We start from the raw sequence: 22,050 nt of genomic DNA, 5'->3' as shown, positions 1-22,050 counted from the left end.
GCGCGTTCCTACCCGAGGGAGTCGATCACCGCCAAAGCAATTTCCTTGGTGCTCGCCGTGCCGCCGAGGTCCCGCGGCAGCACCCCGGCCGCGGTGGTCGCCTCGATCGCGCGCTCCAGCCTCGCCGCTTCATCAGGCAGGCCGAGGTGGTCGAGCATCAGGGCCGCGCTGCCGATCGCGCCGATCGGGTTGGCGATCCCCTGCCCGGCGATGTCCGGTGCCGAGCCGTGCACCGGCTCGAACATGCTCGGGAAGCGGCGTTCCGGGTTGAGGTTCGCGCTGGCCGCCAGGCCGAGACTGCCGGCGAGCGCGCTGCCGAGGTCGGACAGGATGTCCGCGTGCAGGTTGGAGGCGACCACCACGGACAACTCCTCCGGCCGCAGCACGAACCGCGCGGCCATGGCGTCGACCAGGCAGCTGTCGCTGTCCACGTGCGGGTACTCGGCGGCGACGCGGCGGAACACGTCGTCCCACAGCACCATGCCGAACTGCTGCGCGTTGCTCTTGGTCACGCTGGTCACGTGCTTGCGTTCACGGGTGGCGGCCAGCTCGAAGGCGTAGCGAATGATCCGCTCGCAGCCGGCTTCGGTGAACAGCGAGGACTGGACGGCGACCTCGCTGCCGGGTCCGCGCGCGGCCAGGTTGCGGCCGCCGAGCCCGGCGTACTCGCCTTCGCTGTTCTCCCGGACCACGACCCAGTCGAGCGGCACGTGGTCCGCCTTGCGCAGCGGGCTGGTCACCCCGGGCAGGAAGCGCACCGGCCGCACGTTCGCCCACTGGTCGAAGCCCTGGCAGACGGCCAGGCGCAGGCCCCAGAGGCTGACGTGGTCGGGCACCGAGGGCCAGCCGACCGCGCCGAAGTACACCGCGTCGAAGGCCTTGAGCTGGTCGAGCCCGTCCTCGGCCATCATCCGGCCGGTGCGCTGGTAGTAGTCACAACCCCAGTCGAATTCCGCCCAGTCGAAGGCGAAGTCACCGGCCGAGGCGAGCGCGTCGAGCACCTCACGACCGGCGGCGACCACTTCGCGGCCGACCCCGTCGGCGGGCACTGCGGCGATGCGGAAGGTCTTCATGGCGCCCATCAAACAAGCGCCGGCCGACCGGCGTCCAAGACCGATCGATGATCCACTTGGTAGGACTTGCCTATCTATTCGGCCCGGTCTCTTCGGCGCGGGCCTCCTCGCCGAGGGCCGTGGCCACGAAGTCGTGCGCCCCGGGGCTCAGCCTGCCTCGCCGGTGGATCAGCGAGATGCGCAGGCTCGACGGCGGGTCCAGCTCGAGCACCCGCGCCCCGGCCCGCTGCGCGATCGAGGCCCACGCCTGCGTCATCACCGCCACGCCGACGCCGTTGAGCACCAGCGGCAGGATGGCCTCGCGGTGCGCCGTCTCCACCACGATCCGCAGCTCGACGCCCGCGGCCTGGATCTCGTCGACCACGTGCCGCATCCGGTTGCCCAGCGGCGCGGCGATCACCTTCGCCCCGGCCAGTTCCTCCCGGCGCACGCGCCCGCCGCTGCCCAGCGCCGACCCCGGCGGCGTGACCAGCACAAACGGCTGCTGCTCGACCCGGTGCACGCGCACGCCCGGCAGCGCGACGTCGTCCGCGGCCCCGAGCAGCCCGACCTCGGCCTTGCCCCCGCGCACCGCGTCGACCACCTTCTGCGGGGTAAAGCAGGCCTGGATCACCACGAGCACACCGGGATGCCGCTCGTGGAACCGCGTGACCATGGCGCTCAGCGGCTCCACCGACTGCGACGGCATCGACGCGACCTCCACCCGCCCGGTCCGCAGGCCGGCCACCGAGCGCACGGTCGAGCGCGTCGCGTCCAGGTCGCGGAGCACCTGGCGGGCGGGCTCGATCAGCGCGTGCCCGGCCTCGGTGAGCACCGCCCGCCTGCCGATCCGGTGGAACAGCTCGACCCCGAGGTCGCGCTCGAGACCGCGGATCGCCTGCGAAAGGGACGGCTGGGCCAGGTGCAGCCGTTCGGCGGCACGGTTGAACCCCTGTTCGTCGACGATGGCGAGGAAATAGCGCAACTGCCGTGCGTCCATCCGGCCTCCTGCTCCAGGTGATAGGTACTGCCTACCACCCTGGTAGCGAAGTGGTCTTGGACACACCCGGGCCGCCGCCCTTCAATATCGGACATGGCAACGAAGCCGTCGGTCACCGACGTCGAAGACGTCCTGCTCAGGGCCAACCGCGAAAGCCTCGGCTCGGAACGCCTCTCCGCCGGTGAGGAACGGTTCGAACGACGGCGCAAGACCACGGGCCTGTGGCTCGCGCCGCTGGTCACCGTGGTCTTCCTCGCCCTGCCCCTCGATCTGCCCGGCAACCAGCAGACGCTGGCCGGGATCCTGCTCGGCGTGGTGGTGCTCTGGGTGTGCGAGCCGCTCCCGCTGCCGGTCTCGGGCTTCATCGGGATCGCGGCCACCGTGCTGCTCGGCGTGGCGCCGGTGGACGACGTGCTGGAGCCCTTCGGCTCGTCCACCATCTTCACCTTCATCGGCGCGTTCGTGATCGCGCAGGCGATGCTGAAGCACGGCGTGGCGAGGCGGTTCGCCTTCCGGGTGCTGTCGCTGCCCGGCGTCGGCGGCTCGACCACGCGGATCATTCTCGCCTTCGGCGCGATCACCGCGCTGCTCTCGGCGTTCGTGTCAAACACCGCGACGGTGGCCATGCTGCTGCCGACGGCGCTCGGAATCCTAACCGTTATCGCGAAGCTCATGCAGGACCGCGGTGTGGTCGCGGCCGACTTCGACCCGCGGCGCCTTCGGGTCGGCACCGCGCTGATGCTCATGCTCGCCTACGGCGCCAGCGTCGGCGGCCTGCTCACCCCGGTCGGCTCGCCGCCGAACCTGATCGGGCGCGCGCAGATCGAGGAGGCCACCGGCACCCGCATCTCCTTCCTCGACTGGATCATCTCCGCGCTGCCGCTCTGCCTGCTGATGTTCGTGGTGCTCGGCGTGGTGCTGCTGTTGCTGAACCGGCCGGAGATCCGCCGCATCGAGGGCGTGCGCGAGTACGTCGCGGCGGAGCGGTCGAAGATGGGCGCGCTGTCGCGCTCGGAGAAGAACACGCTGATCGCGTTCACCTTCACCGTGACCATGTGGATCGCGCCGGCGGTCGTCGGCCTGATCGCGGGCAACGACTCCCAGCTGTACAAGACGGTCAGCGACCGCCTCGACGAGGGCGTCGTCGCGGTGCTGGGCGCGTCGCTGCTGTTCCTGCTGCCCGTCGAGTGGAAGCGGCGCGCGTTCACGCTGTCCTGGTCGGACGCGGCGCGCATCGACTGGGGCACGATCATGCTGTTCGGCGCGGGCATCATCTTCGGCTCGCTGCTCGCCGCGACCGGGCTGGCGAAGACGATCGGCGAGTCCACCTCGGGTGCGCTCGGCCTGGCGGGTTCGCTGCCGATCACGTTGTTCGCGGTGCTGCTGGCGATCCTGATCTCGGAGGCCACCAGCAACACCGCGGCCGCGTCGGTGGTGGTGCCGATCGTCATCCCGATCGCGGTGGCCGCCGGGGTGGATCCGCTGCTGCCGGCGCTGGCCGCCACCTTCGGCGCCTCGTTCGGCTTCATGCTGCCGGTCGCCACGCCGCAGAACGCGATCGTCTACGGCTCGGGCACGGTGCCGATCACGCGGATGATCCGCTCCGGCATCAGCTTCGACGTCTGCGGTGCCATCCTGATCGTCGTGGTCCTGCCGCTGACCGCGGCCCTCGCCGGGCTGACCTGAGCTAGCCTCGGACCATGGGGTCCGCTGATCAACGCACCATCGACTGGATCGACGGCGCGGTGGTGATCGTCGACCAGTGCGCGCTCCCCGGCGAGCACCGGCTGCTGCGCCTGACGACGGTCACCGAGCTGATCGAGGCGATCCAGCGGCTGGCGGTCCGCGGTGCCCCGGCGCTCGGCGCGGCCGGTGCGCTCGGGGTCGCGCTCGCCGCCCGGCACGGCACGTCAGCCGCGGACGTCGAGCGTGAGGCCGAGCGGCTGGCCCAGGCCCGGCCGACGGCGGTGAACCTGGCGTGGGGTGTGCGGCGGGCGTTGGCGAAGCTGCCCTCCGGGGCGGATGCCGTGCTCGAGGAGGCACTCGTCCTGCTCGCCGAGGACGAGGAACTGTGCCGGACAGCCTCCGGGCACGCCGCCGAACTGGTCCTGCGCGAGACCGCGCGGCGGCCACTGCGGCTGCTCACCCACTGCAACGCGGGCCGCCTGGCGACCGTCAGTTGGGGGACCGCGCTCGGTGTCGTGTGGCACCTGCACGCGGCGGGGCAGGTCGAATACGTGCTGGTCGACGAGACACGCCCGCTGATGCAGGGCGCGCGGCTGACCGCGTGGGAGCTGGCACAGGAAGGCGTGCCGTACCGGGTGCTGCCCGACGTCGCGGCGGCGTCGGCGATCGCCCGCGGCCTGGTCGACTGCGTGGTCGTCGGCGCGGACCGCATCGCGGCGAACGGCGACGTGGCCAACAAGGTCGGCACCTACGGCCTCGCGCTGGCGGCGGCCCGGCACCGCGTCCCGTTCGTGGTGGTGGCGCCGTCGTCGACGGTGGACCCGGCGACCCCGAGCGGCGACCTGATCGAGATCGAGGAACGCGCGGCCGGCGAGGTGACCACCTGGGGTGGCGTGCCGACCGCGCCGGCGGGCGCCGCGGCGTTCAACCCGGCCTTCGACGTGACACCGGCCGAGCTGATCACCGCGGTGGTCACCGAGCGCGGTCCCGGATGACCTCCATCGCCCGATAGAGCTCTTCGAACCCGGTCGTCAGCGGCGAGAGCCCGAGCCGGATGCCGTCGGGAGCGCGGAAGTCGATCAGCACCCCGGCCTCGATCAACACGGCCGAGAGTTCACGCGCGTCGGCGCGCCGGATCGTCACGTGCCCACCGCGCACCGCCGGGTCGCGAGGCGAGCCGAGCGCGAAGCCGAGCGGCGCCAGCCACTCGTCGAACAGCTCGACGGCGAACTCCGTGAGCGCCACCGCCTTCTCCCGGATGCGCGGCATGCCCGCTTCGGCGATCAGCTCGACACCGGCCTCCACCCCGGCGAGCCCGACCACCGGCGGCGTGCCGGACAGCAGGCGGCGCACCCCGTCCGCCGGTTCGTAGCCCGGCCCCATCTCGAACAGGTCCTTCCGGCCGAACCAGCCCCAGATCGGCTGGCGGACCTCGTCGGCCAGCTCGCGGCGCACGTACGCGAACGCGGGTGAGCCGGGTCCGCCGCAGAGGAACTTGTAAGTACAGCCGACCGCGAAGTCCACCTCGTCGGCATCGAGCGAAAGCGGGATCGAGCCCGCACTGTGGCAAAGGTCCCAGACGACCAGCGCCCCGGCCTCGTGCGCGAGGCGCGTGATCGCGGGCAGGTCCGCGATCTGGGCCGACCAGTAGTCGACCTGGCTCAATGTCACCACGGCGGTGTCCGGCCCGACGACCTCGGCCACCTGCGCCACGGACGGCCCGGCGTCCAGCTCGGTTTCCACCCAGCGGATGCGGCAGCCGAGTTCCTCGGCGATGCCCTCGACCAGGTAGCGATCGGTCGGGAAGTTGTGCCGGTCGGTGACGATCTCGCGCCGGCCGGGCCGCAGGGCCAGCGCCGCCCGCAGCAGCTTGTACAGCCACACCGAGGTCGACTCGCCGAGCACCACCTGCCCGGGAGCGGCACCCAGCACCACCTCGCCCAGGCGGTCGCCGAGCCGGGTGGGCAGCTCGGTCCAGCCGTCGGACCAGCCGCGGATCAACCGGCCGCCCCAGTCCTCGCGGACCAGCGCCTCGAGCCGGTCGAGCGCCGCACGCGGCGGCCTGCCCAGCGAGTTGCCGTCCAGGTAGGCGACCAGTTTCTCGTCGGCGGGCAGGAACCGGTCCCGGAAGGGGTAGAGCGGATCGGTCTCGTCGAGGTCGCGCGCACGCTGCAGGGTCACGGGCCCACCATAATTCCGTCGCCCCGGCGGCCGCGTTGTCCTACGGTCCGCGCATGCCGTTCTTCCCCGAGGCCGCGACCGAGGACCAGTTCGAAGCGCTCACCAACGAGCAACTCCGCCCCGGGGTCGCCGCCCTGCTGGCCGAACTCGGCCTCACGGACCGGACGGCCGTGCGCTTCGACGACGGCTCGCTGCCCGTCTACGCCGTGGGCGACGACCTGGTGTTGAAGCTCTTCCCGCCGGTCCACCTGTCCGAGTTGGGCACCGAAGCCGGGGTGCTGCGCGCGCTGGACGGCCGGCTCCCGATCCCGACTCCGCGTCTGGACCGCACCGGCGAGTTCGACGGCTGGGGTTACGTGCTGATGAGCCGCCTCGCAGGTGAGGCGCTCAGCGGCGTCTGGCCGAACCTGACCGATGAGGACAAGGAGGCCGTGGCCCAGCAGCTCGGCGAGGCGCTGGCCACGCTGCACCGCACGCCCGCGCCGGATATCGGCCCCGCCGACTGGCCGGAGTTCCTCGCGGCCCGGCGGGCGAAGGCCGTCGAGCAGCAGCGGCGCGCGGGCCTGGCCGAGGAGTGGCTGGCGCAGATCCCCGGCTTCCTGGCCGAGGTCGACCTCGGCACCCCGTCGCCCGTGCTGCTGCACACCGAGGTCATGCGCGACCACCTCCTGGTCCAGCGCGGTGCCGACGGCTGGGCGCTGACCGGGCTGTTCGACTTCGAGCCCGCGATGCGCGGTGCGCCGGAGTACGAACTGGTCGGTGTCGGCATTTTTGTCGCGGGCGGGGACCGGGCTTTCTTCCGCCGCGTGCTGCTGGCCTACGGCTACACCCCTGAGCAGCTGGACGCCGATTTCGCGCGCCGCTGCCTGGCGTACACGCTGCTGCACGTGTACAGCAATCTGCCCTGGTACCTGAAGGTGATGCCGGAACCGGAGCAGCCGACGCTGAACGCCTTGGCCCAGCGCTGGTTCGCCTGCTGACCACGCCGCTCGCTCACGCGCGGCGGACCAGCCCCGGCTGACCAGCCCGCCTGACCAGCTCGGCTGACCAACCCCCGGCTGCTCAGGCCCGGCTGCTCAGGCGCGGCCCTCCGGCAGCGCCCGGCGCAGCACCTCCGCGAGGTGCACCGCCTCCCGCCCGGCCTCCTGCGCGATCTGCGTCCGGCAGCTGAACCCGTCCGAAATCACCAGCGTGCCCGGATCCGTCTCACGCAGCGCGGGCAGCAACCTGTCCTCGGCGCAGGCCACCGAAACCTCGTAGTGCCCGCGCTCGAACCCGAAGTTCCCGGCCAGCCCGCAGCAGCCCGAGTCCAGTGTGGAGTTCCGCACCCCGGCACCGTCGAGCACGCGCTCGTCGGCCTCGAACCCGAGCACGGCGTGCTGGTGGCAGTGCACCTGGCTGACCGCGGGCACGTCCAGCGGCCGGAACTCCAGTGGCGAGTCGGCGACCAGCTCGGCGAGGGTCCGCGTCCGGCCCGCCAGCACCGCGGCGAGCGCGTCGTCCGGCAGCAGGGCCTTGAGGTCGCCGCGGAACAACGCGGTGCAGCTCGGTTCGACGCCCGCCACCAGGTAACCGGCGTCGAGATAGGGCTTGAGCACCGAGAGCGTGCGCCGCAGCACCTTCCGCGCCACGCCGAGCTGCCCGGTCGACACCCAGGTCAGTCCACAGCAGACACCCTTGTCCGGCAGCACGACGCGGTACCCGGCCGCGGTGAGCACCTCGGCCGCGGCCTCGAGCACGTGCGGGGTGAAGTAGTTGTTGAAGGAATCCGGCCAGAGCACCACTTTCCGGCCTTCACCGGCGTCCAGCCGCTTCCTGGTGAACGGCCGCGTGAACGCCGGAAGGTCCCGCTCCCGTGCGATGCCGCCGAGTCGCTTCGCCAGTGCCGCGAGGCGCGGTCGCTTCAGCAGCCAGTTGACCGGCCGGGGCGCGAGCGCGGCGACGCGCAGCCACATCGGCAGCCACCCCATCGAATAGTGCGACGCCGGGCGCAGACGTCCTCGGTAGTGCTGGTGGTAGAACTCGGCCTTGTATGTCGCCATGTCAACATCCACCGGGCAGTCCGACAGGCAGCCCTTGCACGACAGGCACAGGTCCAGCGCCTCACGGACCTCCTCCGACCGCCAGCCGTCGCGGATCACCTCGCCGTTGATCATCTCAGTGAGCAGCCGAGCCCGGCCGCGGGTCGAATGCTTCTCGTCGAGGGTCGCCCGGTAGCTCGGGCACATCACCCCGCCGCCTTCGGTGTTGCGGCACTTCGCGACCCCGACGCATCGCCGCACCGCCTGCCCGAAACTGCCGCGGTCCTCGGGATAGCCCAGGAAGGTCACCGAATCGATCGACGGCGGTGCCGTCCGCACCCGGATGTTCGCGTCGAGCGCACGGGGTTCGACGAGCACACCGGGGTTCATCATGCCGTCCGGATCGAAGATCCCCTTGAACCGGCCGAACAACTTGATCATCTCCGCGCTGTACATGCGCGGCAGCAGTTCCGAGCGCGCCTGCCCGTCACCGTGCTCGCCGGACAGCGAACCACCGTGCGCGGCGACCAGGTCCGCCGCCTCTTCGAGGAACTTCCGGAAACCCGCGAGCCCCGGCCGCGACAGCATGTCGAAGTCCAGTCGCATGTGCAGGCAGCCTTCACCGTAGTGGCCGTACACCACGCTTTTCCTGCCGTGCTGGGCCATCAACTCCTTGAACTCGCGCAGGTAGGCGCCGAGTCGTTCGGGCGGGACGGCCGCGTCCTCCCAACCGGGCCAGGCCTCCGAGCCGTCCGCAAGCCGGGTCGCCAGGCCGGCGCCCTCCTCGCGGATCCGCCACAACTGCCGCTGCGCCTTGGGATCGGTGAGCACCACGTGCCCGGTCAGCCGCGCGGCGAGTTCCTTGGTCAGCGCCCGTGCCCGGTCCAGCGCCTGGTCCCGGGTGTCCGCGCCCAGCTCGACGTACAACCACGCTTCGCCACGCGGCAGATCCGCACCACGCGAGGAATCCAGCAGCGACACCAGTTCCGCGTCCACGCCTTCGACCGTGAGCGGCGACCACGGCAGGATCGACGGCACCGCGTCCGCCGCCGCGATGTCCGATTCGAAGCCGAGCACGGCGAGCACGCGCTCCCTGGGCAGCTCGGCCAGTTCCAGTTCCGCGCCGAGCACCGTCACGCAGGTGCCTTCACTGCCCACCAAGGCTTTTGCCAGGTTTGTCCCGTTTTCCGGCAGGAGGTGCTCCAGCCCGTACCCGGAAACGCGGCGCGACCACGGCGTGAGTTCGGTGCGCAGCAAAGAGAGATTGTCGTGCACCAGCTTCCGCAGTTCCGGCGGCACTCCGGCGTCCGGGCCCACGGTGAGGCGGGTGCCGTTGTAGAGCAGCACATCCATGCTCCGCACCGCGTCGGCCGTCCGGCCCCAGGCCACCGAATGCGAGCCGCAGGCGTTGTTGCCGATCATGCCGCCGAGCGTGCAGCGGCTGTGCGTGGACGGATCCGGTCCGAACCGCAGCCGGTGCGGCGCGGCGGCGGCCTGCAGCCGGTCGAGCACCACGCCCGGTTCCACCCACACCGTCCGGTTCACCGCGTCGATTTCACCGAAACGGTTGCAGTAACGGGAAAAGTCCACCACCACGCCGGGCCCGCACGAGTTGCCCGCGATGCTCGTCCCGCCACCACGCGCGACGATCGGCGCCCCGGCCCGCCGGCACGCCGCGACCACCTCCTCGGCCTCCTCCACCGAGCGCGGCCACACCACGCCGACCGGTTCGTGCCGGTAGTTCGAAGCATCCGTGCTGTACAGCGCGAGGGTGGCCGCGTCGACGGCCACCCTCGCACCCAGTTCCGCCCGCAACGCCGCTCGCAGCTCCCGCATCACCCCATTGAAGACAAGATCAGCTCGCGCCGCACGACTGCGCGGTGAATCCGTCCGCGCCGGCGGCCGTGTCCGAAATTGTCGGTGCCGCGAGGTTCACTTGCGGTGCGGGGAAGGAGTCTCGAGATGTCAGCAGCGAGCCCGACCTGTTCGTCGACGGCCTCGCCTGCTGCCACCAGAACACCGTTCGGGAGCTGGCCCACCGCGGCCTGTTCACCGCCGCCGCGGCCGGCGCCCACGGGCACGCGAGTGCCCGCCAAGCTGACTGCGGCGGGTTACCGGGCGATTGGCTTCCGGGTGATTTCCGGGTGCGCCGTACCCGGACCCGGCTCGGCCGCCGCCTGAAGCCGGAACGATCAAGTCGCCGACCGGCCCGGCATCCGCGCAGGTCAGCGGCCTGTTCACGGTCCGGAATCGGGTTAACGCCGACGTTACCCGCCCGTCAACCTTCGCGTGGCATTTCCCACGCCGTGACCGCGACGTGTCCCGATAATGGAAATTTCACACTACTGTCATAAGACCCGGCGAACCCGGGAGTAGGTAGCGCACGCCGAGCAGACCACCACCACGCGGATCTCGGCAGCCGCGCTTACCCACGTGTGCCCAGCGCACACCGACGTCGTGCACAGTGCGGTGCACGGGCCACCCAGTGCCGTGTGGCCTCTGTCGATCAGCGTGCCCAGGTTTTCCGGGCTTACGCGTCTTCGCTCTCGACTGACCATCGCAGTCCGGGATCCGCCCGTTAGCCGAGTCCGCCAGACCGGCCCCGATCGGGTGACTGCCCGGTGCTGCCTACGCCCGAGGAGGCGGCCAGCCGTGACCCGCCATGATCAGCACCACCGCAGGCCAGCAGGCCTGTACGACCCGCAGTTCGAGCACGACGCCTGCGGGGTCGCCTTTGTCGCGGATCTCACCGGGAGACGAGACCACCAGATCGTTCGCAAGGCACTGGTCGCACTGCGGAACCTCGAACACCGCGGCGCCCGCGGCGCCGAGCCGGAAACCGGTGACGGCGCGGGCCTGCTGATCCAGGTTCCGGACGAGTTCTTCCGCGCGGTGACCGAGTTCGAGCTGCCCGAACCGGGCGAATACGCCGTCGGCACCGCGTTCCTGCCCGTCGACGAGACCGCCAGGGGCCGCGCGATGAGCGCGATCGAGCGGATCGCCGGCGAAGAGGACCTGCAGGTGCTGGGCTGGCGCGAGCTTCCCGTGCGCACCGAGCACACAGGACCGACAGCGGCCGCGACGATGCCGCACTTCAGCCAGCTCTTCCTCGGCCCGCGCTCGCCGGGCGTGACCGGCCTCGCCCTGGAGCGGGCGGCTTTCTGCGTGCGCAAGCGCGCCGAGCACGAGCTGGCCGAGGACGAGGTCTACTTCCCCAGCCTGTCCGCGCGGACCATCGTCTACAAGGGAATGCTCACCGAGGCCCAGGTGGAGAGCTTCTTCCCCGACCTCACCGACGAGCGCGTCACCAGCGCCATCGGGCTGGTGCACTCCCGCTTCTCCACCAACACGTTCCCGTCGTGGCCGCTGGCGCACCCCTACCGGTACGTCGCGCACAACGGCGAGATCAACACGCTGCGCGGCAACCGCAACTGGATGGACGCCAGGGAGTCGATGCTCGCCAGCGACCTGATCCCGGGCGACCTGGAGCGGCTCTACCCGGTGATCACCCGCGGCGCCAGCGACTCGGCCTCGTTCGACGAGGTGCTGGAGCTCCTCCACCTCGGCGGGCGTCCGCTGCCGCACGCGGTGCTGATGATGATCCCGGAGGCGTGGGAGAACCACGAGGAGATGGACCCGGCCCGCCGGGCGTTCTACGAGTTCCACTCCACGCTGATGGAGCCGTGGGACGGTCCCGCGCTGGTGGCCTTCACCGACGGCACCCAGATCGGCGCCGTGCTCGACCGCAACGGCCTGCGCCCGGCGCGCTACTGGGTCACCGAGGACGGGCTGGTCGTGCTGGCCAGTGAGGTCGGCGTGCTGGACATCGACCAGGCCTCGATCGTCCGGAAGGGACGGCTGGAGCCGGGCCGGATGTTCCTGGTGGACACCGCCGAAGGCCGGATCATCGACGACGACGAGATCAAGGGCGGGCTCGCCGCCGAGCACCCGTACCAGGAGTGGGTCGAGCAGGGCCTGCTCCAGCTGGAGGACTTGCCGGAGCGGGAGCGCGAGGTGCCGCCGCACGCCGCGCTGGTCCGCCGCCAGCAGGCGTTCGGTTACTCCGAAGAGGAGCTCGACGTCCTGCTCGAGCCGATGGCCCGCACCGGCGCGGAGCCGATCGGCTCGATGGGCAACGACTCGCCGCTCGCCCCGCTGTCCAGCGGTTCGCGGCAGCTGTTCGACTACTTCACCCAGCTGTTCGCCCAGGTGACCAACCCGCCGCTGGACGCGATCCGCGAGGAGCTGGTCACCGCGCTGGGTGCGCAGCTCGGCGCCGAGCCGAACCTGCTCACCGCCGACGCCTCCTCCTGCCGCCGCATCGTGCTGCCGTTCCCGGTGCTCGACAACGACGAGCTGGCCAAGCTGGTGCACATCAACGACGATGGCGACCTGCCGGAGTTCAGCGCGGTCACGGTGTACGGCAGGTACGAAGTGGACGGTGGCGCCGAGGCGCTCACCCGGCGGCTGGACGAGATCAGGGCCGAGGTGTCGCAGGCCATCGCCGACGGCGCGCGGCTGATCGTGCTGTCCGACCGCGGCGTGGACGAGAAGCACGCGCCGATCCCGTCGCTGCTGCTCACCGGCGCGGTGCACCACCACCTGGTCCGCGAGAAGACCAGGACGCAAGTCGGCCTGCTCGTCGAGGCCGGGGACGCGCGCGAGGTGCACCACATCGCGCTGCTGATCGGCTACGGCGCGGCCGCGGTCAACCCGTACCTCGCGATGGCGACCGTGGAGGAGCTGGCCTCGGACGGGCGGATCGAGGGCGTCGACGCGAAGCAGGCCACCCGGAACCTGATCAAGGCGCTGGGCAAGGGCGTGCGCAAGACGATGTCCAAGATGGGCGTGTCCACGGTGGCCTCCTACACCGGCGCGCAGATCTTCGAGGCGATCGGGCTGGGCGAGGAGGTCATCAACACCTGCTTCACCGGCACCACCTCGCGGCTCGGCGGCATCGGGTTCGAGACCATCGCGCGGGAGGTCGCGCTGCGGCACCGGCGGGCCTTCCCGCCGGACGGCGTGCGGCCCAGCCACCGCGAACTCGAGACCGGCGCCGACTACCAGTGGCGCCGCGAGGGCGAGCCGCACCTGTTCAACCCGCAGACGGTGTTCAAGCTGCAGCACTCCACCAGGTCCGGCAAGTACGAGATCTTCAAGGAGTACACCAAGCAGGTCGACGACCAGGCCGAGCGCCTGCTCACGCTGCGCGGGCTGTTCGGGTTCAAGGAGGGCGCGCGCCCGCCGGTGCCGATCGAAGAGGTCGAGCCGGTGTCCGAGATCGTCAAGCGGTTCGCCACCGGCGCCATCTCCTACGGCTCGATCTCGAAGGAGATGCACCAGACCCTGGCGATCGCGATGAACCGGCTGGGCGGCAAGTCCAACACCGGTGAGGGCGGCGAGGACGCGGACCGGCTCTACGACCCGGAGCGCCGCTCGGCGGTCAAGCAGGTCGCGAGCGGGCGGTTCGGCGTGACCAGCGAGTACCTGGTCAACGCCGACGACATCCAGATCAAGATGGCGCAGGGCGCGAAGCCCGGCGAAGGCGGTCAGCTGCCCGGCGCGAAGGTCTACCCGTGGATCGCGAAGACGCGGTTCTCCACGCCGGGTGTCGGCCTGATCTCACCGCCGCCGCACCACGACATCTACTCCATCGAGGACCTGGCGCAGCTGATCCACGACCTGAAGAACGCCAACCCGGCCGCCCGCATCCACGTGAAGCTGGTGTCCGAAGTGGGCGTCGGCACGGTCGCGGCCGGGGTGTCGAAGGCACACGCCGACGTGGTGCTCATCTCCGGGCACGACGGCGGCACCGGCGCGTCGCCGCTGTCGTCGATCAAGCACGCGGGCGGGCCGTGGGAGCTCGGCCTCGCCGAAACGCAGCAGACGCTGCTGGCGAACCGCCTGCGGGACCGGATCGTGGTGCAGACCGACGGCCAGCTCAAGACCGGCCGCGACGTGATCATCGCCGCGCTGCTGGGCGCGGAGGAGTTCGGCTTCGCGACCGCGCCGCTGGTGGTCTCCGGCTGCATCATGATGCGGGTGTGCCACCTGGACACCTGCCCGGTCGGGGTGGCCACGCAGAACCCGGTGCTGCGCGAGAAGTTCAGCGGCAAGGCCGAGTACGTGGTGAACTTCTTCGAGTTCATCGCGCAGGAGGTGCGGGAGTACCTGGCGCAGCTGGGCTTCCGGTCGATCGCCGAGGCGGTCGGGCACGCCGAGCTGCTCGACACCCGCAAGGCCGTGGAGCACTGGAAGGCCTCCGGGCTGGACCTGTCGCCGATCTTCCACGTACCCGAGCTGGAGCCGCGCGCGTCGCGGCACCAGGTCGTCGCCCAGGACCACGGGCTGGACAAGGCACTCGACAACACGCTGATCCAGCTGGCCGAAGGCGCCCTGAACTCGGGCGACAAGGTGCGGCTGGAACTGCCGGTGCGCAACGTCAACCGGACCGTCGGCACCATGCTGGGTTCGGAGCTGACCAAGCGCTGGGGCGGCGAGGGCCTGCCGGACGGCACCATCGACGTGACCTTCACCGGGACCGCGGGCCAGTCATTCGGCGCGTTCGTACCGAAGGGCATCACGCTGCGGCTGGTCGGTGACGGCAACGACTACGTGGCGAAGGGCCTGTCCGGTGGCCGGATCGTGGTGCGCCCGCCGCGTGATGCGCAGTACGCCGCCGAGGAGCACATCATCGCCGGTAACGTGATCGGCTACGGCGCGACCAGCGGGGAGATCTTCATCCGCGGGCGCGTCGGGGAACGCTTCTGCGTGCGGAACTCCGGTGCGCTGGCCGTCGTGGAAGGCGTCGGCGACCACGGGTGCGAGTACATGACCGGCGGCCGCGTGGTCGTGCTCGGCACCGTCGGGCGGAACTTCGCGGCCGGCATGTCCGGCGGCATCGCGTACCTGCTCGACGTGAACACGAAGCGGCTCAACACCGAGATGGTGGAGCTGGAGCCGCTCGACGACGAGGACACCGAACTGCTCCGCGACGCGGTCGAGCGGCACTACGACGAAACCGAGTCGGCCGTCGCCCGCGAGCTGCTGGCCGACTGGGACACCGCGGTGATCAGGTTCGGCAAGGTCATGCCGAAGGACTACAAGCGGGTGCTGCTCGCGCAGGCGGCCGCCGAACGCGAAGGCCGCGACGTGAACGAGGCGATCATGGAGGCCGCACATGGCTGACCCCAAGGGCTTTCTGACCACCGAACGCGAACTGCCGAAGCGGCGGCCGGTCGACCTGCGCCTGCTCGACTGGCGGGAGGTCTACGAGGACTTCGCGACCGGCAAGCAGCAGAAGCAGGCGGGCCGCTGCATGGACTGCGGCATCCCGTTCTGCCACCAGGGCTGCCCGCTCGGGAACCTCATCCCGGAGTGGAACACCCTGGTGTGGAAGGAGGACTGGCGCGCGGCGAGCGAACGGCTGCACGCGACCAACAACTTCCCCGAGTTCACCGGCACCCTGTGCCCGGCACCGTGCGAAACCGCCTGCGTGCTCGGGATCAACGACGATCCGGTGACCATCAAGCAGGTCGAGATCTCCATCATCGACCGCGCCTTCGAGGAAGGCTGGGTCACGCCGCAGATCCCGGAGAAGCGCACCGGGAAAAAGGTCGCCGTGGTCGGCTCGGGCCCGTCCGGCCTCGCCGCCGCGCAGCAGCTCACCCGCGCCGGCCACACCGTCGTGGTCTATGAGCGAGCCGACGCCATCGGCGGCCTGCTCCGCTACGGCATTCCCGAGTTCAAAATGGAGAAGCACCGCCTCGACCGGCGCCTGGACCAGATGCGCGCCGAGGGCACCGAGTTCCGCACCGGCGTCAACGTCGGCAAGGACCTCTCCGTCGAGGACCTGCGCGCCAACCACGACGCCGTGGTCCTCGCCGGCGGCGCCACAGCCTGGCGCGACCTCCCCATCCCCGGCCGCGAACTCGACGGCGTGTACCAGGCGATGGAGTACCTGCCCCCGGCCAACCGCGTCGCCGCCGGAACGCTCGCCGAGCCGACCATCACCGCCGACGGCAAGCACGTCGTAGTCATCGGCGGCGGCGACACCGGCGCCGACTGCGTCGGCACCGCCCACCGCCAGGGCGCCCTTTCAGTGACCCAACTGGAGATCATGCCCCGCCCCCCGGAGACCCGCTCCGAGGCGCACCCGTGGCCGACCTACCCGATGATCTACCGCGTCTCCTCCGCCCACGAAGAAGGCGGCGAGCGACTGTACTCGGTGAACACCCAGCAGTTCCTCGACGACGGCTCCGGCCGAGTCCGCGCACTGAGCCTCGTCGAGGTCCGCTCCGAGAACGGCAAGTTCGTTCCGGTCGAAGGCACCGAGCGCGAACTCCCCGCCGATCTGGTCCTGCTCGCCATGGGCTTCGTCGGCCCCGAACGAGCAGGCCTCCTGGAAAACCTCGGCGTCGAACTGGACCAGCGCGGCAACGTCGCCCGCAACGCCCAGTTCCGGACCAGCCTCGACGACGTCTTCGTCGCCGGCGACATGGGCCGCGGCCAGTCGCTCATCGTCTGGGCGATCGCCGAAGGCCGCTCCGCCGCCGCCGCGGTGGACGCCCAGCTCACCGGCCGGGAGATCCTCCCGGCACCGATCGCGCCGACCGACCGGCCGATCTCCTGAGCCGGCGGGGGAGGCCCGGTGCCAGCGTCGTCGTCGGCCCTCCCCCGCTTCCCCACCTGCTTCAACGGCTCCGCCTTCTCGCTTTCCCCCGCTCCCGCTCAACCCCGCCCGATGAACGGCATGTTCGTGGCAGCGATGGTCATGAACTGAACATTCGTGTTGAGCGGCAGGTTCGCCATGTAGAGCACCGCGCTCGCCACGTGAGCCGGATCGAATGTCGGTTCCGGCATGATCGTCCCATTCGCCTGCGGCACGCCGTCCGCGAACGCCGAGGCGAGGTCGGTGGCGGCGTTGCCGATGTCGATCTGTCCACACGCGATGTCGTAGGCACGCCCATCCAGCGAGATCTGCTTCGTCAAGCCCGTGATCGCGTGCTTCGTCGCGGTGTAGGCAGCCCGCTGCGGGCGCGGCGAGTGCGCGGAGATCGACCCGTTGTTGATGATCCGGCCACCGCGCGGCCGCTGCTCCTTCATCAGCCGTACGGCGTGGTGCGCGCACAGGAACGAACCGGTCAGGTTCACTCCGACCGTGCTCGCCCAGTCCTCCGGCGAGATTTCGTCGACATCACCAGCGGGTCCCGACGTCCCGGCGTTGTTGAACAGCAGGTCCACCCGGCCCCACTTGCTCTGCACGGCGTCGAACAAGGCTGCCACCGAATCCGCCGACGCCACATCGGTCGGGATCACCTCGGCCCCGTCGAACCCGGCCGCCGTCTCGGCCAGCGGCTCCGGCCGCCGTCCGGCGAGCGCGACCCGGTACCCGTCCTCCAGCAGCGCGAGCGCCACCACCTTGCCGAGGCCGGAACCCGCACCGGTCACCACCGCGACCTTCTCCGTCGAAACCATTCCGCCGTCTCCTTCCCTGGCCGGTCAACGAGCCAACCGAGAATCTACGCGGTGGCCCGATCAGGAGCGCGATGGGCGAGGTTGTACCGCGGCGTTTGCGTCGAATCGAGCCAGCGTGGCGCGTAGAACGCGGGACGACCGCCGATCATCTGGATGTGCCACTCGGTGTGGTGGACAACCCGGTGGTGATGGCTACACAGCAACACCAGGTTGTCCAGGTCGGTCCGACCGCTGTGTGTCCAGTACACGACGTGATGCGGCTCAGTCCACTTAGGAGGCCGCGTGCAACCCGGGAACGTGCACCCACCATCCCGAGCTGCCAGCGCTCTTCGCTGGGCCTTGTTCGCCGTGCGGCTCGTTCTGCCGAGCACCAGTTCCTCACCGTTCCCGCGGAAGATCACCGGCGTCACAGCGGCACCACTGCAACAGATCCGGCGAGCGGTGTTCATGGAGACGTAGGCGGAATCGTTGACCAGCACCGGCTGATTCGACTGCATCTCGTCCAGGTTGATGTTGAGCGTCAGAACCGCCGACTCACCGCCTTGCACTGGAAGGTCGTCACAGCGTGCAGCCAGTTCCAGGATCTCGACCAAGGCATCTCCTTGTCGTTCGGCTGCGGACCGCGGATCGGAAGCGCCACTCACCGGATCCCTGGGCGCCGGCTTGGCCAGCACGCCAAGAAGCCCGTGCAGGATCTGCGCGTTGGCGTGATCGAGCGCGCCGCGCAGCTCCCAGTGACCACTCTTGCCTTGCCACAGCCGCAATGTGCACTGCGGACTAACCTGTTCGCGGTCGTCGTCGCCGGGCGGCTTGTTGCTTTGCTCGACGTAGTCCACGATCCGCCTGCCGACTCGGCGCACCTCATGCGGCCGGGCCTGCAGCGCCAGGTCCAGCAAAGTGCGCTCGTGAACTGCCAAGTCCTCGCCGGGCGCCTTGTCCGACAAGGTATTCGCCACCTTGCAGATCTCGGTCACATGCTCGCGGTTGATCGAACCGTTGCCCAGGGCTTCACCGACGGCAGCCAGAACAGGCGGGTCAGAACCTCGTTGTCGGTAAAGCAGATCGGCCGCGCGTTCGCGAGCCAGCGCCTCTCCTTTCGATACGTGGTCGGTTTCGGTCTGGAAGTGGGTGAAACTGCTGAAGCCGTGCTTCAGCCCGCGACTTCGCATCTCAGCGATGCCGCGAAGCAGCTCCGCGTAGGCCATGTCGAGCTTGCGGACAGCGTCGAGATGGCTCGCGGTGAGTTCTTCGTCGGAAAGTTTCCGAGACGGATCGGACACGCGACAACGGTAAGCAGCAAACTGGGTGGATGTCGACCAGCGACCTGAAAATGGCTGCCGAACGGCGCAAATCCACGGGAAAAGCGCGAAAAATACACCACTCGCGTGGTTGCAAATGGACACCATCGAACCGTTCAGGTATCAAGGGGTCGGTCGCCGCCGTGGCGCACAGGACGGCAACCTGTCGTGAGTTGGGTGGCCATGCGCGGCCACCGTCGCCGACTTATTGATCTTGACCGGCTCACCGAATCGGTTCGGCGAAGGGAGGACGTCTGGATGTCGACGCTGGCAGATGGTGTAACGGGCTCGGTCGGTAGGACGAATCATGGATAGCGGCTGGCCTGCCCCGGGCCGCCCTGGCGAGAGGGTGTCACGATGCGCCGAACCCGACGACTGCTCGCTGCCACGCTCCTGGGTGGGGCCGTGGCGCTGGCGGGCACTACGCCGGCAGGAGCGGATACCGCCGAAGTCCAGCTCTCGATCTCGGCCCCCACCGTGCACCCGGGCGATACGGTGATCGTCACCGAGACGATCACGAACATCAACGGTTTCACCGTGCTCCACCCGGCAGCACGGTTGTTCAGTACGCCGCGGAACCTGACGTCTTACGCAGAGCTGATCGGCTGCTCCGGCGTGACTTGCTCCACTGTGGACGGACTCGATGGCCCGACCGGCTACCAGGGCACGCTGCCCGAAGCACTATCGGCTGGCGAGTCCGGTCAGGTGAGCTTCACTCTCAAGATCACCGCGGACGCACCTGACTTCACACATACGTTGCAGGGGCAGTTCTTCGGCAGCAACTACGCCACCGAGCGCGTTGACGGGAAGATCCTCACCGTGGACGCGAGGGCGGACCGTGCGGTGAAGCTCACCGGCACACCGAAGCCCGGGTTACTGGGTGGGCGGATTGACTTCACGGTGACAGTCACGAACAACGGTCCAGACCCCGCCACGAGCACCACGGTGACGACCAGCCTTCCAGGCGGGTTGAGGGCCACCGCGGGCTCGGGTTGTACTTCCTCCACAGGCAAAGTGACCTGCACCGTCGGCGAATTGGCGAACAGTGCGCAGGGGACGGCTTCCTTCTCCGTGCCCTACGGTTTGCTGACCATCGGCCTTCCGTTCACGTTCGCGGCCAGCAGTTCGGGTGGCGTGCCCGAGGATCTGAATGCGGCGAACGACAAGTCGTCGGTTACCTGCACGGTGCTCACGCCGTTGCTGGCGAACTGCGGCTAGCCGGGCGGCTAGCTGCGCGCGCGCCAGCGCACGGGGAGCAGCCACGCGAGGTAGCCGCCGCCGAGGATGCCGGTGGCAATGCCGACCGGTAGTTGCTGGGACGGGAACAGGCGTTGGATCCCGAGGTCACTGGCGACCAGGAGGAGGGCGCCCATCAGAGCCGAGGACAACAGCCCCGGGCCCGCGGCACGGGTGAGCTTGCGCGCGAGTTGGGGTCCGGCGAGTGCGAGGAAGGTGATCGGGCCGGCGGCCGCGGTCGCCACGGCGCAGAGGGTCACGCTGACGCCGAACAGGACCAGTCTGCTGCGCTCCACCGGGACGCCGAGGCCCTTGGCTGCGTCGTCGCCCATTTCCAGCATGGACAGGCGACGGCCGTAGTAGGCGGCGATGGGCAGCAGGATGGCGACCGCGATGGCGACCGGCTGCACGTGTTCCCAGCCGCGCCCGTTCAGGCCGCCGACTTGCCAGGCCTGCGCGGAAACGGCGTCCTGCAGGCTGGCCCTGGTGATGAGGTAGGAGTTGACGGACAACAGCATCGAACTGACACCGACGCCGATGAGCACCATGCGCAGGCCGTGCATTCCCCGTTTGAATGCCAGCAGGTAGACCACGAGCGCGGTGATCATGCCGCCGATCAAGGCACCCAGCGCGGTCTCCAGCATGCTGCCCGCGGTGGTGATGATGACGATCAGTGCACCGGTCGCGGAGCCGTGGGTGAAACCGATGATGTCGGGGCTGCCGAGCGCGTTGCCGGAAAGGCTTTGCAGGATCGCGCCGCTCACGGCGAGGGCGACGCCGACCAGCAAGGCTGCGAGAAGGCGCGGCAGCCGCAGGGTGGTGACGATGAAGTCGGCGCCAGGCGGGCCTTGGCCGAAGAGCGTGGCTACCACTTCCGGCACGGAGAGCTTGTAGTCGCCGGTGGTCAGGCTGACCACGGAAACCGCCGCGACGGCGATGGCCAGCACCGTGCAGACGATGGCCGCTCGGGCTGGGACGCGCAGGGAGATCCGGCCGCCGGGGGCGCGCAACACCCGGTCGGTGCCGGCGGTCTTGAGCGCGTTCACAGCCGCGCCGGCTTCCGGCGGCGGCACAGTGCGATGAACACCGGCGCTCCCACGATGGCGGTCATGATTCCGACCTGCACCTCTTCCGTGTCGTCGAAGGTCCGGCCGAGCACGTCGGCACCTAGCAGGAGGATCGCCGCGAGCACCATCGAATAGGGCAAGCCCCAGCGGTGATCCGGTCCGACGATCAGGCGGGCGGCGTGCGGCACGGCCAGGCCGACAAAGCCGATCGGGCCGATCGCCGCGGTGGCGCCGCCGCACAGCAGGGTCACCGCGATGGCGCCCGCCACCCGGGTGGCGGTGACGTTGGCGCCGAGCGCGCTAGCTGCCTGGTCGCCGAGCGCGAGCGCGTTCAGGGGGCGCGCCAGTACGAGCGCGATCACCACGCCGAGAACGATGAACGGCAGGACCTGCCACAGGGTGTCGGTACCGCGGCCGACCAGCGAGCCGACGTTCCAGAACCGGAACTTGTTGAACACCTCGACGTTGAGCAGGACCACCGCGCTGATGAAGGCAAACAGTATCGCGGTCACGGCGGCACCGGCGAGGACAAGGCGGTCCGGCGAGGAGCCGCTGCGGCCCGCCGAGCCGAGGACGTAGACGACCACCGAGGCCGCGGCGGCACCGGCGAAGGCGAACCACACATAACCGAAGATCGAGGTGACGCCAAGGAAGGCGATACCGATCACGATCGCGGCGGCGGCGCCGAGGTTGACGCCGAATAGGCCGGGGTCGGCGAGCGGATTCCGGGTCAGCGCCTGCATCAGCGAACCGGACAGGCCGATCGCCGCGCCCATGACGATCCCCAGCAGCGTGCGCGGGATGCGCAGCTCGTGGATGATCACAGCCTCGCTGGAGCCGTCGTTGTTCCACAGCACGTGCCAGGCGGTGGCGAGCGGGATGTCCTTCGTGCCGATCGCGATGCTGAGCACAAAGACGAAGCCGAGCACACCGAGGGCGAGCAAGATCCCGGCCAGGCGGAGCAGGTTCGTGCGGGCGCCGGCCGGTTTGAGCTGCGCGGCCTCCTCGGCAGGTGGGGCGACTACCAACCCG

14 protein-coding genes are annotated in these 22,050 nt (G+C 70.0%); 6 read left to right on the top strand and 8 right to left on the bottom strand.

What is annotated here, in order from left to right:
- Nucleotides 1-8 precede the first annotated feature (8 nt).
- On the bottom strand, nt 9-1,082 hold the full coding sequence (locus A4R43_RS38450) for a tartrate dehydrogenase (protein ID WP_205215157.1): 1,074 nt from the start codon (nt 1,080-1,082) through the stop codon (nt 9-11).
- 61 nt (nt 1,083-1,143) lie between these two features.
- Nucleotides 1,144-2,052, bottom strand: a complete 909-nt coding sequence (locus A4R43_RS38445) for a LysR family transcriptional regulator (protein ID WP_113696583.1) — start codon at nt 2,050-2,052, stop codon at nt 1,144-1,146.
- A gap of 93 nt (nt 2,053-2,145) precedes the next feature.
- Between A4R43_RS38445 and A4R43_RS38440 the strand changes: the two genes are divergently transcribed.
- Nucleotides 2,146-3,738: an SLC13 family permease gene (locus tag A4R43_RS38440; protein ID WP_113696582.1), complete on the top strand. Its 1,593-nt coding sequence runs from the start codon at nt 2,146-2,148 to the stop codon at nt 3,736-3,738.
- Between the two features lie 14 nt (nt 3,739-3,752).
- Entirely contained in the window at nt 3,753-4,733 is a 981-nt protein-coding gene (gene mtnA, locus A4R43_RS38435) for an S-methyl-5-thioribose-1-phosphate isomerase (protein ID WP_113696581.1), read from the top strand.
- On the opposite strand, the gene A4R43_RS38430 is transcribed toward mtnA, so the two are convergent.
- Nucleotides 4,711-5,919, bottom strand: coding sequence for a kynureninase (locus A4R43_RS38430; protein WP_113696580.1), 1,209 nt, complete (start codon nt 5,917-5,919; stop codon nt 4,711-4,713). The two genes, mtnA and A4R43_RS38430, sit on opposite strands and share 23 nt — an antisense overlap.
- 53 nt (nt 5,920-5,972) lie before the next feature.
- On the opposite strand from A4R43_RS38430, the gene A4R43_RS38425 reads away from it, so the two are divergent.
- Nucleotides 5,973-6,899 (top strand): aminoglycoside phosphotransferase family protein, encoded by a 927-nt coding sequence (locus tag A4R43_RS38425; protein WP_113696579.1) that lies wholly within the window; start codon nt 5,973-5,975, stop codon nt 6,897-6,899.
- Nucleotides 6,900-6,995: 96 nt separating this feature from the next.
- On the opposite strand, the gene A4R43_RS38420 is transcribed toward A4R43_RS38425, so the two are convergent.
- Entirely contained in the window at nt 6,996-9,776 is a 2,781-nt protein-coding gene (locus A4R43_RS38420) for an FAD-binding and (Fe-S)-binding domain-containing protein (protein ID WP_113696578.1), read from the bottom strand.
- 816 nt (nt 9,777-10,592) lie between these two features.
- Between A4R43_RS38420 and gltB the strand changes: the two genes are divergently transcribed.
- Complete coding sequence (gene gltB / locus A4R43_RS38410; protein WP_113696577.1) at nt 10,593-15,128, top strand: glutamate synthase large subunit; 4,536 nt, start codon at nt 10,593-10,595, stop codon at nt 15,126-15,128.
- Nucleotides 15,121-16,572, top strand: a complete 1,452-nt coding sequence (locus A4R43_RS38405; protein WP_113696576.1) for a glutamate synthase subunit beta — start codon at nt 15,121-15,123, stop codon at nt 16,570-16,572. Before gltB ends, A4R43_RS38405 begins: the two co-directional genes overlap by 8 nt.
- Nucleotides 16,573-16,670: 98 nt before the next feature.
- On the opposite strand, the gene A4R43_RS38400 is transcribed toward A4R43_RS38405, so the two are convergent.
- Together A4R43_RS38400 and A4R43_RS38395 are read right to left on the bottom strand one after the other, a co-directional pair.
- The gene (locus A4R43_RS38400) at nt 16,671-17,417 is read right to left on the bottom strand and encodes an SDR family oxidoreductase (RefSeq protein WP_113696575.1); all 747 of its coding nucleotides are present in this window, start codon (nt 17,415-17,417) and stop codon (nt 16,671-16,673) included.
- Nucleotides 17,418-17,461: 44 nt separating this feature from the next.
- The gene (locus A4R43_RS38395; protein WP_162788744.1) at nt 17,462-18,697 is read right to left on the bottom strand and encodes an HNH endonuclease signature motif containing protein; all 1,236 of its coding nucleotides are present in this window, start codon (nt 18,695-18,697) and stop codon (nt 17,462-17,464) included.
- Between the two features lie 375 nt (nt 18,698-19,072).
- On the opposite strand from A4R43_RS38395, the gene A4R43_RS38390 reads away from it, so the two are divergent.
- On the top strand, nt 19,073-19,933 hold the full coding sequence (locus A4R43_RS38390) for a DUF11 domain-containing protein (protein ID WP_113696573.1): 861 nt from the start codon (nt 19,073-19,075) through the stop codon (nt 19,931-19,933).
- Between the two features lie 8 nt (nt 19,934-19,941).
- Here the strand turns inward: A4R43_RS38390 and A4R43_RS38385 are convergent, their stop codons facing one another.
- Together A4R43_RS38385 and A4R43_RS38380 are read right to left on the bottom strand one after the other, a co-directional pair.
- Entirely contained in the window at nt 19,942-20,997 is a 1,056-nt protein-coding gene (locus A4R43_RS38385; RefSeq protein ID WP_236808516.1) for a FecCD family ABC transporter permease, read from the bottom strand.
- Nucleotides 20,994-22,046 carry a FecCD family ABC transporter permease gene (locus A4R43_RS38380; RefSeq protein WP_113696572.1) on the bottom strand — a complete coding sequence of 351 codons (1,053 nt, stop codon included), beginning with the start codon at nt 22,044-22,046 and terminating at the stop codon, nt 20,994-20,996. Before A4R43_RS38380 ends, A4R43_RS38385 begins: the two co-directional genes overlap by 4 nt.
- Nucleotides 22,047-22,050: the final 4 nt, after the last annotated feature.

Source organism: Amycolatopsis albispora, assembly GCF_003312875.1.
Taxonomy (GTDB): domain Bacteria; phylum Actinomycetota; class Actinomycetes; order Mycobacteriales; family Pseudonocardiaceae; genus Amycolatopsis; species Amycolatopsis albispora.
The sequence above is the reverse complement of the archived record's forward strand: the minus strand, read 5'-3'. Positions and strand labels throughout refer to the sequence as shown.